Raw genomic sequence first — 17,834 nt, forward strand, 5'->3', positions numbered from 1 at the left:
TTTTTTTGCTTTAAAATTCCATCACAATAAGTTTTTTCTTGGGAAATGATAAGATAAAATAGTACACTGCATAACCGAATTACTTAAATAGTCAGAGATTTTGGCTCTAGTATTCATAAGTATTCGTAATTTCCGATTATTTTTAGCAGTACTCACTAAAAAGGATAAGTGCATGGCAGATAAAACTCGCGTTGCCAAATATCAAGCTGACCGTACCAATCAAAAGCTATATTTTTGCCGCCTTGCCTGTCAAGCCGCTGCAGACACAACTGACAAGCAGTTATATCAAGCACATTGTGAGACCGCTATTTTTCATCTATACGGTACGTTTTTAGCCTTTTTACAAGAGCTTGGTCACTTTTATAATATAACGTTGACGACGCCGACGTTGCTAGATATCGAAGAAGCACTGATCGAGCGTACGCAAGTATCACCTGAAGTGCAGCGTCTAAAGCAGTTACAGCAGCAAGGATTTCTGGCTGATATAGAACATGCCTATCAGCGTTGTCTATATGCCGTGATATCTGAGCATTCGGTGGATAAGGCGGCTGATGACAAAAAACAAGTGCCTGATTTGATTGTCAATGTAGTAACACTGTCCAATCAATGGTTGCCAGATGATGCGACCATACGTGAATGGCGCCAACAGTTTTTGGAGCTGATTGAGCAGCTACGTGCTGGTATGGTGGAGTTTTAGTTCTTATGGCTTAGATTATATTTTTAAAGCTTCGTTATGAGTACTTAATGATTAGCTGCTACCTTTAAGCTGAGTAGGGCATAAAATTAAATGCAATTGAAATATGTCCTATAAAAAAGGCTGGCTCAGTGTTTACTGAACCAGCCTTTTTAAATGTATCAATATAGAAAGCAGACGCTCTAAGCAGTCTATTACTCAGGCATCGCTGGCATACGTTCTACAGGCTTGACTACTAATGGTTTTGGTTTCTGCGCTGGGCTATTAGTAATACCATTATTAGCAGGTTTAATAGCGGTCGTAACTGCCGGCGTTTCAACAGGTTTTGGAGCAGGTGGCTGGCGTTTCTGAATAGACGTCTTTACTGGTTTTTCCGATTTGCCTGTATCAGTATCTTCGCCATCAAGTTCAGTGACCCCTTCATCCATCATCTCTATAATGTTTTGCTTTTGTTTCTTGGACTTGGCACGGTTATTAATAGAGACCCATTGGCTAGGCGTGTCGTTAAGTTGGGCTTTCATAAAATCCATCCAAACAGGTAGGGCTGCCACACCACCATATTCGCGACGACCCATGGTTGATGGTTGGTCAAATCCCATCCAGACGACGGTAGCATTGGTAGGATGGAAGCCTGCAAACCAAGCATCTTTCGCTTCATTGGTGGTTCCTGTCTTGCCGCCAATATCATCACGTCCCAAAGATCTTGCTTTAAACGCTGTACCACGCTGTATTACATCACGTAAGATATCTGCCATCTCATAAGCGACTTTAGGCTTTAAAATACGCGGAGCTTGTTCAGCGCGTACGTACTGTACAACAGGTGCTTTTAGGCGATCTGATTCTGGACTGGCATCGTAAATGCTCAAATCAATCTTGTTACTGTCTTTAGTAGGGGTGTTACTCTTGTCAGCCTCTATATCAGTTTCTGTATTTTTACTTGCCGGCGATTCTTTAGCGTCGCCTGTTTTATCGTCTTCAGCTACTTTTTTACTCTCCTCTATTTTTGCATCATATTCTTCAGTTAGTTTTTTATTGACATCGTCGAGCTGCTCATTGAAACATAGGGCACAAGCTTGCTGAGGATTGGCTTGAAATAAAAGCTTATTATTATAGTTATAAATTTGTTCAATAAAATAAGGTTGAATGCGATGCCCGCCATTGGCAAAGGTGGCGTAAGCGGTTGCCATTTGTAATGGGGTTGCTTGACCTGTACCCAAAGCTAAAGACAAAGTAGTTGGCAGCTTCTCTTTATCAAGACCAAATTCATCTAATAAGTTGCGAGCGTCAGAGATGCCAATTGCTTGCAGCAAGCGAATAGATACTAAGTTACGTGATAAATAAAGTCCGCGGCTTAATGTGATATCACCTAAGAAGCGACCATCAGAGTTTTTTGGTTTCCAGTCACCTACTTGCAGCGGGCGATCCGAAACTATACTATCTGGACGATAGCCTTTTTCTAATGCTGCTGTATAGACAAGGGGTTTAATGGTGGAACCCGGTTGACGCCAGCCCTGCAGAGCACGGTTAAATTTACTATGATTAAAATCAAAGCCACCGACCAAGGCACGAACGCCACCGGTATCAGGATTCAGAGAAACCAAACTACCTTGTATCTCAGGTATTTGACCAAGCTGCCAGCCACCACTAGCAGTCGGTATCAGGCGAATAATATCGTTCTTACTCACTATTTGGCTGGCATTGCTTGGAAAATAACCAATGCGATCAGCAGAGATATATTTACGTGCCCAGCGCATACCAGACCAATTAACGGTCACGCTTTCTCCTGAAAGCATGGTTGCCTCAAAACTACTGGTATTCACTTTGGTCACTTTGGCAGGCGACATATTGCTATAGCGACTGAAATTCTTTAGCGGTTCATCATTTGCTTCGGCGCCGCGCCAGCCATGGCGATGCTCGTAAGCAACCAAGCCAGATAAAATTGCCTTTTCTGCATCTATTTGTGCTTGACTATCAACCGTCAAGCGTACACGCCAGCCGCCATGCATAACTTGCTCACCATAACGATCAACCAAAGCTGCGCGCGTCATTTCTGCCAAATACGGCATATTAACATCCAGCTTTTCTTGATAAAGCTTAATACCGATGGGCGCATTAATAGCTTCGTCATATTGGGTTTTGTCGATGTAACCCAATTCATGCATGCGACCAATAATCCAGTTACGGCGCGTGAGCGCACGGCTTGGATTGGCAACAGGATTGTATTTAGAGGGCGCTTTCGGCAAACCTGCAAGCATTGCCATCTCAGCAATGGTGAGATTTTCTAACGATTTACTATAATATTTTTTGGCAGCAGCACGAATACCGTAAGCGCCTTCACCTAAATAAATTTTATTGACATAAAGGGTAAGAATATCGTTTTTACTCAGCTCGTCTTCAATCTTACGGGCTAAAAATAATTCCGTTAGCTTGCGATTTAACGTGCGATCTGAGCTTAGAAAATAATTTTTGGCGACCTGCATGGTGATGGTCGAGCCACCTGTTTGGCTTTCATCATCCGTCACCACTTCGGTGACCGCGCGCCCTAATCCTTTAATACTAATACCGCTGTGCTGAAAAAATGAAGAATCTTCTGCTGCCAAAAAAGCATGGGTCAAGTCTTCCGGTATCTCTTCAAAGGTAATAGGCAATGATAAACGGTTGCCATATTGCCCAATCAATTTGTCATCACTACTATATATCTGTAATGGCATCTCTAAAGTTGCCGTTTTAATCTCTTGCGTGCTTGGCAACGTTGGCGATAAATACATCGCCATACCATAGAAGCCAATAGGGACGGCAAGCGCTAATACAACCGCCAACGCTAGACAGGCAATGAAAAGCCCCACCAAAAAGTGAATGAGACGAACGGTGGCATTTTTTTTGGTCATAGTCAGACTTATCGATTAAGGTTTGCAACAGATAAAAAACATTATACCTTGAACAAAATAGCCAAGTAATAATAAATGTGTAAGTTAGCCTCTACAGGACATTTAAATGCTTGAATCTATCTGTTAAGTAAAGTATTGTACTAAATTATTACAAATAACTATCAGATTGTACACTTAATATAAGGTATAGAGTTTGTGAGGCTATTTACTTCTAAGAGTCGACATTTGATTGGCGTGGATATTTGTACCACCTCAGTGAAGTTGGTTGACATACAGCGCCAACAAGGCGTTTTTCACCTAAAATCTTATGGTACTGAAATATTACCTGAAGGCGTAGTCATCGACAAACTCATTGTAGACACGGAAGTGGTAGGCAATACTATAGCAGGCTTGGCAAGGCGTTGCCAAGCGGCGGGTAGTAGTGCAGCCACAGCAGTCTCAGGGTCAGCGGTGATTACTAAAATCATCGATATGGATATGGTGCTAAGTGACGTTGAGCGTGAAGCTCAAATTCGTTTGGATGCTGACCAATACATACCTTATCCGCTAGAAGACGTCAATTTGGACTTTGAAGTATTGGGTCCCTCTCTTATCAATGATGACATGGTACAAGTACTGCTTGCCGCCTCTCGTTCAGAAAACGTTGACCAAAGAGTTGATGCCTTAACCTTTGGTGGTCTGCAAACCAAGATAATGGATATTGAGTCGCATGCCATTGAGCGTGCTTTTGGCTTGATGGCAGACAGTCTGCCAAACTTGCCAGATTTGGTGGCGCTGGTTGATATCGGACACAATCAAACAACATTATATGTCGCCAAAAATGGCGAGTTTATCTATAGTCGTGAGCAGTTATTTGGAGGCAGTCAGCTGACAGAAGCCATCCAAAACCGCTATGGCTTGTCTGCTGAAGAAGCTTCTATTAGTAAGCGCGAGCGTGCTCTACCTGATGATTACTATACCGATGTCTTAACACCATTTATAGAAAATACTATCCAACAAATCACTCGCTCTTTACAGTTTTATTTCTCCTCAAGTCAATATAGTAGTATCGATCATGTGGTCCTTGCTGGTGGCAGTAGCTCTATTGCGGGTCTTGCTGGTATGGCGCAGCAGCGATTGGGCGTGCCTGTGAGTATTGCAAATCCGTTCATTAATATGACTATTGCGCCGCATATCGATCATGAGCAACTGGCGATTGATGCACCCAGCTTAATGGCCGCTTGCGGTCTGGCGTTAAGGAGCTTTGACTAATGGCTCGTATTAACCTACTGCCCTGGCGAGAAGAAGAGCGTGCCCGCCGCAATAAAGAGTTTATCACCTTGGTGGTGGCAGTGACACTGTTGTCTCTGCTTGCAGCATTTGCGACGTGGAGTTATTTTAATAACGAACTTGCTGAACAATTAGATGCCAATGCACTGATTGAACAAGAAAACGCTCGCTTGGATAAAGCGTTGGTCGAGATTGATAGCTTAGAGCAGCGCCGTGAAGATATCATCTCACGTATGCAAGTTATTCAAGACTTGCAAGGTCGACGTCCTGTACCTGTACGTCTATGGGATGATCTTGCTAAAGCCATTCCGCCAGCGCTTTATTTGAATAACCTAAAACGTGAAGGGGATGTATTAACATTGACAGGTCTTGCTGACAATCCAAACGTGGTATCAAGCTTGATCCGCAATCTTGATAGCAGTAAGTGGATGGGCGATTCAGCCGTAAGTAATATTCAGCAAAACATCACCGCTTATCAAGCAGCCCCCGTTTTGGAAAATACGGTCACTACGCCAGGTGAACAACCGCGTCCTATTTATCCTGAAGACAGCTATGTGCAGTTTGTAATCACGACTAAAGTACAGTCTGAAACGGCCGTTCCTGTAGAAGGTGCTGATGGCGCTATTGTACCTGGAGGTGAGTTATGAAACTGACCCGTAAAAAACCCCGCATTAAAATCAAAAAGACGGTGATAAGACAAAGAAAACAGTTTGATTTAAATGAGTTTCGCCGCAGTTTTGAGTCATTGGATTCTGAAAACTATGGCAGTTGGCCGCTGCCTGTTAAAGTCACCGTCATTGGTTTTATTATTGCTTTGATTGCTGCTTTGTCATGGGCATTACCAATCAGCAGTAAAATCGATGAAATCACTGCAGCAGAAAGCCAACAACAAACCTTGCTCGATAGCTACCGTGAAAAAGAATCGCGCGCGCGCCATCTACAAGCTTATCAAGCTCAAGTGATTCAAATGGAAGCGGAGTTTAATACTTTGCTTGACCAGCTACCAAAAGATACCCGTGTATCAGAATTGGTTGAGGGTATCAATATGACGGGCGTGGGCAGTAACATACGTTTTCAGGATATCTCTGTTGAGCCTGAAATTGAAAATGAATTCTTTATTGAGCAGCCTATTCGTATTGCAGCGTTGGGTGACTACCATCAATTTGGTAGTTTTATCAGTGGTTTGGCAGCTTTACCAAGGATTATCACCATGCACGACTTCGAAGTCAGTAATCCGCAGCCAACCTTGGATGTTTTACCCGAGCTAAATTTGGTATTGCAAACCAAAACCTATCGCTCAAAAGAAGCGGTCCCTGAAGGTGATGCAGTGGTGGCTGAAGCTGTACCCACCGATGCTGCTGCAGGAGGCAACTGATGACTAGCCAAAAATTGCCTAAGTTAAGGTTATTGCTGTTAAGCGCTACTATTTTATCTCTAACGGGTTGTACGGATCGTATCGGTTTAGCAGAACAGGCAATGGCTGATATCCGTAACCAGCCTGCGCAGCCGATTGAGCCTCCTCCTCAGGCCGAGCTGGTAGAAGATTTTGTCTATAGCGCCAGTGCGCAGCGTAGTCCATTTTTGCCACCGAGTTTAGTGAACGTACAAGGTCCGACCACCTTTATTGACGGGGTACGTCCTGATATAACTCGAGTCAAAGAACCGCTTGAACAGTACGAGCTGACACAACTGATTTTTCGCGGTGTGGTTATCTCGCCTGAAGGTCAACAGTATGCTTTAGTACAGCGTCCTGATGGCTCAGTTGCTAGTGTTAGAGTGGGTAATTATCTTGGATTGAATGACGGTCGTATTGTTGAAATCACACCGACTCAGATTAACTTGATTGAAATTGTGCCAGACAGCCGTGCTGGGTTTGTTGAAAAACCCCAGTCACTGGTGTCCCCTATAAGCTAAGTCGGCAGATTTTTTGAGGAATAAATAATGACAGTACGCAATAACAAGGTAATGACGATGAGCAACCGCGTATCTTCTACTTTTGCCATCTCTGCATTGGCAATGAGTATGGTAGCTATAAGTAGCATTGCCCATGCCGAGCAGCGCATCAACAATGTCTCTGTGGTGCAGACTGCGCCAGCCGTAACGCAAATGCGTTTAGGGTTTTCAGGTGCGCCAGTATTACCAGCCGCTTATCAGCTCGACAATCCTAGCCGTTTGGTGCTGGATTTTGAACAGGTGCAAAACGGTCTTGCTAGTCGCTTTAAAGAATATAATATCGGTATGGTCAATGAGGTCACCACCTTAAATAGTGACAATACCACCCGTCTTATCGTTGGGCTAAAAAAGACGGGCAACTATACCACCGCGATTGATGGCAATGAATTATTGCTGACGATTACGGACCCTAATCGTCCAGTGATTGCTCCGGTGGTCACGAAAGTCATTACCAACGACCCTGTACAAGATGTCCTAAATGGCAATTCGGCTATTACTACCACGGCTGTGGTTACGCCCATTGTTGAAACCAGTAGCGTTGCTGTTGCGCCTATTAGAACCACGGTGACAAAAAGCCAAGTACCTGCTGACACCATGGTCGTACGTGTCAACCCTTTATTAAGCCCACAACTTGCCTCTGCACAAGTCAGTAAGCAGTATAGTTATGATGGTTTAAGCGCTGTGAATTTTTCAGCAGGGAATGATGGCGGTGGTAGCGTTAGTATCTCACTTGCCAATGAAGCGATTCCTGTAGACGTTCAGCGTCAAGGTAATAAGCTGGTTGTGCGTTTGACAGGCAGTACCGTACCTAGAAATCTACTACGCCGATTGAATGTTAATGGTGGTTTGGTAGACAGTATTGATACTAAAAACCAAGGTCAAAATGGTGTTATTACCATCAATATGAAAGACGACTTTGAATATCAAGCCTATCAATCAGGCAGTCAGCTAAATATTGGTATCAGACGACCTGAGCTGCTACGTGAGCCGACGCTTGAAGAAAAAGTCTATACTGGTGCAGCGCTATCTATGGAGTTTCAAGATGTTGAGATTCGTAGTGTCCTAGATATCTTAGCGCAGTTTACAGAGATGAATATCGTTGCTAGTGATTCGGTCGCCGGTAACATTACCTTGCGCCTTATCAACGTACCTTGGGATCAAGCACTTGATATCATTCTTAAAAGTAAAAATTTGGGCAAACGTGAAAACGGTAACGTAATTTTGGTTGCGCCTTCAACTGAGCTTGCTGAACAAGAAGCACGTGAGCTTGAAGCACAGCAAGCAGTTGAATCTTATGCACCGTTACGTACTGAATATATCCGTCTAAGCTACGCAAAAGCGGCAGATGTCCTAACCCTGATCTCTCAAGGTAGTGGTGGCGCCTCTGGCGGTAGCAATACTGGCAGCGCCAATGCTAATACTAAAGATAGCAATAGCTTGCTCTCTAATCGTGGGACGGTAACAGTCGATGAGCGTACCAATACTTTGATTGTTAAAGATGTGGCAGCCAGCATTGAAAATATCCATAAGCTGATTGGTAAAATCGACATTCCTGTCCGTCAGGTCATGATTGAAGCGCGTATCGTTAGTGCGACTGATAGCTTTAGTAAAGAGATTGGAGTGCGTTGGGGTATCTTGTCAAATGGCGCTGCCAATAACCGCAACTTGTTGGTCGGTGGCAGTAACCAAACTTTATGGGACTTAAAAGATTTTGATGTGCAGACCACGACTATTAATGGTCAGACCGTCTCTTATCCTAAATACGATATTACTCGTCCTGACAATCTAAACGTTGATTTAGGCGTTGATAATCCAGCAGGTCGTATTGCCTTTGGTCTGCTAGGTATTTCTGATTTTATGCTCGATCTTGAGTTGTCAGCCATGCAAGCAGACAACCGCGGTGAAGTGATTTCTACGCCGAAGATTTTGACCTCTGATAAGCAAACAGCAAAAGTATCTTCTGGTACGCAGATTCCTTATCAAGAAGCATCAGCAAGTGGCGCGACTACTACTAGCTTTAAAGAAGCTGCTTTAAGTTTGGAAGCCACGCCAAATATTACTCCAGATGGTAAGATTGGTTTGCAGCTGCTAATCACCAATGGCACACCGACCATTATTAATAATCAGGTTGCCATCGCTGAAGACTCGATTTCTACCAACGTTATTGTTGAAGATGGTCAAACCATTGTATTGGGCGGCGTCTTTAAAAACCGTACTAATAATGGCGTCGATAAAGTACCTTTCTTAGGTGATTTGCCTTATATCGGTCGTGCCTTCCGTAAAGACGTGCGCAGCAATACCAAAGAAGAGCTGCTGATATTTATCACGCCGAAACTGATCAATGATGGTATTAGTCGCTTAGATTAGTCAGATTTTAGTTGGTTTTGAGTCATAAAAAGCAAGCCTTAGTGCTTGCTTTTTTAATGGTTGATTTTTAGGCTGGCAAGGATTTTACTAACAATAATCACAGCTCATTACTAGCCAGAATATCAATGACGTTGTATCATACCTAATTTAGCTGAGTGAGTACTATGGTTGAGGAATTACCGTCGGTATTTTTGGTAGGGCCGATGGGAGCAGGGAAGACCACAATCGGCAGATTACTGGCAAAGCAGCTCGGGCGCTCGTTTGTAGACAGCGATTGGTATATCGAATCGCAGACCGGTGCCGATATCGCTTGGATATTTGCCAAAGAAGGTGAAGCGGGCTTTCGAGAACGGGAAACGCGTGCAATCGATGAGCTAACACAGCAACCGCAAATTGTTTTAGCGACTGGTGGCGGTGCTGTGATGGCAGCTGAAAATCGTGAGTATTTAAAGCAGCGCGGTATCGTTATTTATCTCAACGCGCCTGTCGATGTACAAATGGCTCGTACTGCGAAAGACAAATCGCGTCCTTTATTACAGCAGCCAAACCCCAGAAAAATACTGCAAGGTTTATATAGCGCGCGCGATCCATTGTACAGGGAAGTAGCGCATATCATTATGCCAACAGGACATACGTATCCACGGCACATGGTCAATCAATTATTACAGCAGCTTAACTCATTTTGTATCTCTACGTCTGTCGATTCAGAGCCTGAAAAAGACTGATGTCAAAAAATGACTAGTATGACCAATATTATCGAATACCTATTTAGTTAAATTTTACTCGTAAGAATTAAGGAGATTTTCATGGCAACGCCACTGTTTCATGCTGACTTGACAGTACATACGCAAAGTCATGACTATCCAATCGTCATTACTGAAAACGCAATAGCAGAAAACAGCAGTATGGCTAGCCAAATTGCCCCTTATGTTACGGGTCAGCAGGTATTGATTGTTACCAATGACACTATTGCGCCGATTTATCTACAGGCCTTACAGAAGCCGTTAGAAGCTCAATGTACCGTGCAGGTGTGCGTGCTGCCAGATGGTGAACAATATAAGAACCAGTCTAGTATCAATCAGATTTATGACGTGCTGATGGCAGCGCATTTTAATCGTGATGTGACTCTGATTGCGCTTGGTGGTGGTGTCATTGGTGATATGACGGGATTTGCAGCGGCAAGCTTTATGCGCGGCGTCAATTTTATTCAGATACCAACCACCTTGCTGTCTCAAGTGGATTCAAGTGTCGGCGGCAAAACCGGTATCAATCATCCGCAAGGCAAAAACATGATTGGCGCATTCTGGCAGCCGCAAATGGTATTGGCAGATATGAGTACACTCAAAACCCTGCCAGCGCGCGAGCTGTCAGCAGGGCTTGCTGAAGTTATTAAATATGCGCTGATTATGGATGCCGAGTTCTTGACTTGGCTTGAGCACAATCTGCCTGCGATGATGGCTTTGGATTTAGCGGTACTGGGTGAAGCGGTCAAGCGCTGCTGCCAGTACAAAGCTGATATTGTCGCCCAAGATGAAAGAGAATCAGGTGTACGCGCTTTATTAAATTTTGGTCATACGTTTGGTCATGTGATTGAAACTCATGAAGGTTATGGTAGTTGGCTACATGGTGAGGCAGTCGCTGCGGGCATGGTACAAGCGGCTGAGCTGTCGCAAAAAATCGGCTGGTTAACGAGCGATGAGGTTGCTCGTGTTAAGCGCATATTGTCATTAGCCAATTTACCGATCACGCCGCCGCCTATTGAAGTTCAGACCGCTTTAGACTTAATGGGGCATGATAAAAAAGTGAAACACGGACAAATCCGCCTTATTTTGTTAAAATCATTGGGTGAAGCAGTATTAACCAATGATTTTGACCCGCATCTGCTTACCGATGTGCTAGCCATGCATTCACCGTAAGCTATAAAAGAACATATATTATAAATGGCTATGAGCAGTTAATTTTTCAATATAGAAATAGCACGGTACTAAAAGCGATTCTCTTTTATTTTGAAGTGAGTATAGAGCGCTTGGTTTTATTTTATCTGTATAATTTTTATGACCCTATCCTAAGCATATCTTTACCAAGGACACCTCCATGGCAGCATCTCGCTCGACGACTCGCACCGCGAGTCAATCCTATCGCCGTCAAGCGCTGATTTGGCTGATAGCGACTCTGATGTTGGGTGTGACCACCGCTTTGGTATGGATGTTTAGCCAAACGCCAGCGATGGGCGCCAAGATAGAAAACGCGCCCATAGCAGCGCCGAAAACACTGAGTGCGGAGCTTGAGCAGCCATTGAAAATTGAATCGCTGCATGAGCTTGATACTGACGTACAACCGATAAGTTTTGATGAAACGGTTCGTGATTTGCGCAGCTATCCTGATGAATTTAAAGATAAGCGTTATCTGCTTGCCAACAAAGGCAAGTGGACAGTGCAGGTCATGAATGTCGCTGAAAATGAGGTGATTGTCAGTTATCTAGAAGGACGTGAAGACCGTAGCAAATTTACATATTTCCGCTACCTTGATGAAAACGAGCAAGTCCGTTATATGCTGACTTATGGCTTGATGGGTAGTCCACAAGAAGCAGTTGGTGCGGCTAAGCTGATAGATTTTAAGCTGCCTGCCAATGTGCGAGTATTGCCTGAAGAGATCAATCGCTATGTCAGCATCATTGATAATTATGAGCGCCCTGATCCTGTAAAAGATTTAAGTACAAAACGCACCCGTGCCGTCAATCTGAGACCAACCAAGCGTGAAGTGCCGCTACGTCAAAAAACACCTACGGTAAATAACAGTGAGCAAGCCGCAAGCAATGCGATCAACCGTACTCCTCAGGAATCGACCAATAGCAGTGCGACTGAAAGCATTCGTCAGTCCGTTGATACCTCTGATACCTTGACAGTTAATGAAGAGCGTATTTTCGGTACAGAAGAGCAATCTCCTACTACCTCAGCCTCTAAGAATACTGATAATAACCGTAAGCCTGAGCAAGAAAGCAAAAAGCCTGTTGTATCTGGTGCTGATACTAATTCAGCGAAAAAACCACCAGTGGTTGCCACGCCTAAGGCGCCGAATAACACTGCCAATCCCAACAGTACAAATTTAGATAATAAAAATTCAAGTGCAAGCTCGGCGAATAAAAATGCCAATAATAACTCTAACAATGCGGCAGCGCCAAAAGCCAAAAACGACAGTATAAAAGAGCTCATCGAAGAAAAGAAAGACTAATTTTAAGTAAGCACATACGTTGAAAAGCCCACTAAAAAATACAGTGGGCTTTTTTATGAATCATTTACTTATGGGTTATGATATCTTGTATAACCAATAGCAATATAAACACTTACAAAATCTGACGGATGAATCGGCAGAAAAGACTAGATTTTTTATCAATCATTCACTAATATAAGGATGGGTGACGTTCTGTATAGTTATCGTAAATGGTCATTTGTTAGCTTCTAATTTAAGAAGATTTTATTAGATTTAGGATAAATGATTAACAGAAAACATCATATCTCAAGCGCTGCTACTTGTTAGCTGGTTACTAGCTATCCGCTACGATCAGCATATCGCAAGTGGCGCAACTTCTCTTATTATCATCCTTATTAGGATTGTTAAGGCGCTTGAATATAGGCGTCTTATATTCACATTTGATGGATAAACTGCGTTTTTTCAGCTATTTACTAGTTTGGTCATTGAAGGTTATAAGATTCATATTGGAACCTATAACCAACATAAGATCGACAAGTAGTCACGTTGAAGTGCTTAATATTTTGATTTGCGACGATTGACATTGAATACTTTCACCAAGTTATCCTATCAGTCCGCGTTAAATTGATGGCTCAAATGTTGCTAGCATACAGGGTACTTTGATAATTGTTCTTATCATACCCAGCGCACTGGCAATAATTTTTCTGCTCGCGCTTTGTTAATCCGGATATGTAAATATAATCCAGCCCGTTCTGCTTGCGGAAAACGGTTTGTGCATCACATTGGTTGCATAAACTTCCGCTTACTTAAAAGGACCAGCTATGTCAATGATTTCCTCCCATACGCATTTGGCCTCGCCAGATGACTTTTCTGACAATTGCGGTTTTGGTTTGATTGCTCATATTGAGGGTCAGGCCAGTCATGACTTGGTAAAAACAGCCATTCACAGCCTAAGTTGTATGACCCATCGTGGCGGCGTGGCAGCTGATGGCAAAACCGGCGATGGTTGTGGTTTATTATTAGCGACGCCCGTTGCCTTTTTTAGAGACATTGCAGCAGAGCAACAGTTTGAGATAACGGATAACTTCGCGGTTGGTATGGTATTCGTCAATCCAGATACGGCAACGGCTCAGCATAGCCTACAAGTATTAAATGAAGAGATTGCCGCACAAGGCTTAGAAGTAGCCGGCTGGCGCGATGTACCACTTGATTTAAGCATTGTCGGTGAAATTGGGCGTCAGACATTACCAGATTTTAAGCAAGTATTTGTCAATGCGCCGGATGGTTTAGCGGCAGATGATTTTAATCGCAAGCTGTTTGTAGCGCGTAAAAAATCTGAGCAACGCTTGGTTGATGATGAGCTGTTTTATGTCTGCTCATTGAGCTGTCAGACTATTATTTATAAAGGTTTGGTGATGCCATCAGACTTGCCTGCTTTCTTCTTAGATTTGCAAGATGCGCGTTTGGCGTCGCATATCGTGGTATTTCATCAGCGCTTTTCAACCAATACGCTACCGCGCTGGCCACTAGCCCAGCCTTTCCGCTATCTGGCGCATAATGGTGAGCTAAATACCATCTCCGGCAACCGCAGCTGGTCTGAGGCGCGTACGCCAAAATTAAAATCAGATAAATTACCCAATTTGAATGAGTTAACGCCATTGGTTAATAGCACTGGCTCAGATTCATCTAGCTTAGATAACATGCTAGAAGTTCTGATGTCAGGCGGTATGAGCTTGTTTCATTCAATGTCGATACTGGTACCACCTGCTTGGCAAAATGTCGATAGCATGGATATGGATCTGCGAGCGTTTTATGAGTTTTACTCACAGCATATGGAAGCATGGGACGGTCCTGCAGGGCTTGTGATTCAAGATGGTCGCTATGCGGTCTGTATGCTTGATCGGAACGGTTTACGTCCATCGCGCTGGGTAACGACGAAGAATGGTTATATTACGGTCGCCTCAGAAGTAGGGGTTTGGGATTATAAGCCAAAAGACGTGCTCGCTAAAGGTCGTGTTGGACCCGGTCAGATGCTAGTCATTGATACTCAAACCGGTCAAATAATGGATACCAAAGCCATCGCGACCTTGCTCAAAAAGGCGCATCCGTATCGTAAATGGTTACGTGACGAGGCAACTCGTATCCGTGATGATGAGCGCTTAGAAGAAGAGTTAGCAGCGCAGGCATGTCGCGGTGAGCCGCTAAAAGCATTGCAAAAAATGTATCACATCACCAATGAAGAACGCACAGAAATCATCCGTCCTAATGCCGAAAATGCCCAAGAACCAGTCGGTTCGATGGGTGATGATACGCCAATGGCAGTATTATCACAGCAGATCCGCCATGTCGGTGATTTCTTCCGTCAGCAGTTTGCACAGGTCACTAATCCACCGATTGACCCGCTACGTGAATCAATCGTCATGTCATTACAGACCTGTCTTGGTGCTGAAACCAACGTGTTTGCACCATCGGCACGTGACGCGCATCGCCTTATCTTGTCATCACCGGTGCTGTCAGCAAGTAAGATGCAGCAACTTGAAACTGTGAATGATCCTGCTTTTAAGATGGCACGTATCGACTTAAATTATGACCGTACATTAGAGCTTTCCACTGCCATTATCTCTATCTGCGAGCAAGTCGCCAGTAGCATTCGTGCTGGTCATACCTTGATTGTCTTATCTGATAAAGACATTGCGGTAGATAAAGTCCCTGCCAACGCCATAATGGTCACAGGGGCGGTGCATCATTATCTGATTGCACAAGGTATACGTACCGATGCCAATTTAATTATTGAAACTGGTCTGGCACGTGATTCACATCAAGTCGCAGTATTAATTGGCTTTGGCGCGACCTGCGTTTATCCTTATCTAGCTTATGACGTGATTGATGATTTGGTTGCGACTGGCGAGCTGCTTGGCGATCCGATTCAGGCACGGGTAAATTTCCGTAAAGGCTTAGATAAAGGTTTGCTAAAGATTTTATCAAAAATGGGTATCTCTACCATCGTGTCATATCGCGGTGCACAGTTATTTGAGGCGGTAGGTCTTTCTGAAGAAGTGGTTAATCTGTGCTTCAAAGGCGTGCAAAGTCGTATTAAAGGCGCAACCTTTGCTGATTTGGCAGCAGATCAAGCGCAGCTTGCGGCAAATGCCTTTAAGCGTCGCGCCCCACTTGATCAAGGCGGCTTATTAAAATTTGTCTTTAATAAAGAGTATCATGCCTTTAATCCTGATGTGATTAATAGCCTACATTTGGCGGTACGAACTGGTAATTATGACAATTACCGTCAATATGCAGAAATTGTCAATAGCCGTCCGGTCGCTACTTTACGTGATTTACTACAGCTTAAAACGGACAATCCACTTGACGTTGATGAGGTTGAAGATATCTCAGCCATTTTGTCGCGTTTTGACTCTGCTGGTATGTCGCTAGGCGCGCTGTCGCCAGAAGCGCATGAAGCCATCGCTATCGCTATGAATACCATTGGTGGTCGCTCAAATTCAGGTGAGGGCGGTGAAGACCCTGTACGTTACGGGACACTACGTAACTCAAAAATTAAACAAGTTGCCTCTGGTCGTTTTGGGGTAACGCCCGCCTATCTGCGTTCAGCAGAAGTCATGCAGATCAAGGTTGCTCAAGGGGCAAAACCGGGTGAAGGTGGTCAGCTGCCAGGTGGTAAGGTTAATGCTTTAATCGCCCGCTTACGCTACTCTGTGCCTGGAGTGACGTTGATTTCACCGCCGCCGCATCATGATATTTACTCGATTGAAGATTTGGCGCAGCTTATTTTTGATCTTAAGCAAGTCAATCCAGATGCGTTGGTGTCAGTTAAGTTGGTTTCGCGTCCGGGTGTTGGCACGATTGCAACAGGTGTGGCAAAAGCCTATGCTGACTTGATTACTATCTCAGGTTATGACGGCGGTACGGCAGCATCACCACTGTCGTCTATCCATCATGCTGGCTCGCCTTGGGAGTTAGGTCTTGCTGAAACTCATCAATCATTACGCGTTAATGGCTTGCGTCATAAAGTTCGTATCCAAACCGACGGCGGTCTAAAGACAGGACTTGATGTGGTCAAAGCCGCCATTCTTGGTGCTGAGAGCTTTGGTTTTGGCACCACGCCGATGATAGCGGTCGGTTGCAAATACCTACGTATTTGCCATTTAAATAACTGTCCAACGGGCGTTGCCACTCAAAAAGCCCAGCTACGCGATGATCACTTCATCGGTGAAGCTGAAATGCTGATTAACTTCTTTAAATTTGTCGCAACCGAAACCCGCGAATGGCTTGCAAAGCTTGGCGTGCGCACGATGGAAGAGTTGGTTGGACGTACTGACTTGCTTGATATATTAGAAGGCAATACTGCTAAGCAACAGCATCTTGATTTATCGCCTCTATTATTTAGTCATCCTGCCAGTAGCGGCAAAGCGCAGACTTGTCAAGTTGAGCGCAATGAGCCATTTGATAAAGGCTTGCTTGCTGAGCAGATGATTAGTGATATGCTGCTGAATATTCGTCAAGGCAATGGTGGCGACTATAGTTATTACGTTGGTAACTGTGATCGCTCGATTGGGGCGCGTATCTCAGGCGAGATTGCAGAGTTATGGGGTAATCTTGGCATGAGTGACAAACCCATTAAGCTGCACTTGACCGGAACAGCAGGACAAAGTCTAGGTGTTTGGAATGCTGGTGGCTTGCATATTGAACTTGAAGGCGATGCCAATGATTATGTTGGTAAAGGCATGGCAGGCGGTGAGATTGTGATTTATCCACCAAAAGACTCAAGCTTTGTGACGCAAGATACTGCTATTGTAGGTAATACCTGCTTGTATGGTGCAACAGGTGGCAAGCTATATGCTGCTGGTACGGCAGGGGAGCGTTTTGGCGTTCGTAACTCAGGTGCTCATGCTGTTATCGAAGGCACAGGCGACCATTGCTGCGAGTATATGACGGGCGGTATCATCACCATACTTGGACGTACTGGTCTTAACTTTGGCGCAGGCATGACAGGTGGATTTGCTTATGTACTCGATCTGGAAGGTGATTTCTTTGATCGCTGCAACCATGAGTTGATTGATTTAAATCGTATCTCAAGTGAGCAGATGGAAAGCCACCGTATCTACTTACAGCAGGTCATCGAAAGGCATGTCGATAAAACGGGTAGCGCATGGGGGCAGACCATATTAGCGGACTTCGAGCATTATGCGCGTAAGTTCTACTTGGTTAAGCCAAAAGCAGCAAACGTTGCAACTTTGCTTAAAACCACGACCGCTGATCCGCAATAATTGATCTGATTTATTGATAGCGTTGTGTACCATAATATATAGATATTAGAGGTGCACGACGTTATTCTAAAGATGAATTTATAGATGTTTTGAGCAGGTAAATGACAGCCTATATAAGTAAATTTGCCTCATTGAGGCTGCCTATATCGACTGTTGTTAGCCACTATA

Annotated in this window: 11 protein-coding genes; 10 read left to right on the plus strand and 1 reads right to left on the minus strand. The window is 44.1% G+C overall.

The annotated features are described in order from the left end of the window. Positions 1-172: 172 nt before the first annotated feature. A complete protein-coding gene (locus H0262_RS02750; protein WP_133104814.1) occupies positions 173-697 on the plus strand; it encodes a DUF6586 family protein in 525 nt (174 codons plus the stop codon). A gap of 191 nt (positions 698-888) precedes the next feature. Here the strand turns inward: H0262_RS02750 and H0262_RS02755 are convergent, their stop codons facing one another. Next, positions 889-3,582 carry a penicillin-binding protein 1A gene (locus H0262_RS02755; RefSeq protein WP_181209611.1) on the minus strand — a complete coding sequence of 898 codons (2,694 nt, stop codon included), beginning with the start codon at positions 3,580-3,582 and terminating at the stop codon, positions 889-891. Between the two features lie 195 nt (positions 3,583-3,777). On the opposite strand from H0262_RS02755, the gene pilM reads away from it, so the two are divergent. The 9 genes from pilM to gltB all read left to right on the plus strand — a co-directional run bounded on the left by pilM (position 3,778) and on the right by gltB (position 17,666). After that, positions 3,778-4,833, plus strand: a complete 1,056-nt coding sequence (gene pilM / locus H0262_RS02760) for a type IV pilus assembly protein PilM (RefSeq protein WP_181209612.1) — start codon at positions 3,778-3,780, stop codon at positions 4,831-4,833. Then, the gene (locus H0262_RS02765) at positions 4,833-5,498 is read left to right on the plus strand and encodes a PilN domain-containing protein (RefSeq protein ID WP_133104811.1); all 666 of its coding nucleotides are present in this window, start codon (positions 4,833-4,835) and stop codon (positions 5,496-5,498) included. The genes pilM and H0262_RS02765 overlap by 1 nt, the downstream gene beginning before the upstream one ends. Further along, positions 5,495-6,226, plus strand: coding sequence for a type 4a pilus biogenesis protein PilO (locus tag H0262_RS02770; protein WP_181209613.1), 732 nt, complete (start codon positions 5,495-5,497; stop codon positions 6,224-6,226). The genes H0262_RS02765 and H0262_RS02770 overlap by 4 nt, the downstream gene beginning before the upstream one ends. Then, the gene (locus H0262_RS02775) at positions 6,226-6,765 is read left to right on the plus strand and encodes a pilus assembly protein PilP (protein ID WP_181209614.1); all 540 of its coding nucleotides are present in this window, start codon (positions 6,226-6,228) and stop codon (positions 6,763-6,765) included. Before H0262_RS02770 ends, H0262_RS02775 begins: the two co-directional genes overlap by 1 nt. 27 nt (positions 6,766-6,792) lie before the next feature. Next, positions 6,793-9,171, plus strand: a complete 2,379-nt coding sequence (gene pilQ, locus H0262_RS02780) for a type IV pilus secretin PilQ (RefSeq protein ID WP_181209615.1) — start codon at positions 6,793-6,795, stop codon at positions 9,169-9,171. 164 nt (positions 9,172-9,335) lie between these two features. Continuing rightward, the gene (gene aroK, locus H0262_RS02785) at positions 9,336-9,896 is read left to right on the plus strand and encodes a shikimate kinase AroK (protein ID WP_011514481.1); all 561 of its coding nucleotides are present in this window, start codon (positions 9,336-9,338) and stop codon (positions 9,894-9,896) included. A gap of 81 nt (positions 9,897-9,977) precedes the next feature. Next, the gene (gene aroB, locus H0262_RS02790; protein ID WP_181209616.1) at positions 9,978-11,087 is read left to right on the plus strand and encodes a 3-dehydroquinate synthase; all 1,110 of its coding nucleotides are present in this window, start codon (positions 9,978-9,980) and stop codon (positions 11,085-11,087) included. 178 nt (positions 11,088-11,265) lie between these two features. Next, positions 11,266-12,402, plus strand: a complete 1,137-nt coding sequence (locus tag H0262_RS02795; protein WP_181209617.1) for a hypothetical protein — start codon at positions 11,266-11,268, stop codon at positions 12,400-12,402. 800 nt (positions 12,403-13,202) lie between these two features. Then, the gene (gene gltB, locus H0262_RS02800) at positions 13,203-17,666 is read left to right on the plus strand and encodes a glutamate synthase large subunit (protein WP_181209618.1); all 4,464 of its coding nucleotides are present in this window, start codon (positions 13,203-13,205) and stop codon (positions 17,664-17,666) included. Positions 17,667-17,834: the final 168 nt, after the last annotated feature.

This window comes from Psychrobacter sp. D2 (assembly GCF_013608135.1).
GTDB lineage: Bacteria > Pseudomonadota > Gammaproteobacteria > Pseudomonadales > Moraxellaceae > Psychrobacter > Psychrobacter cryohalolentis.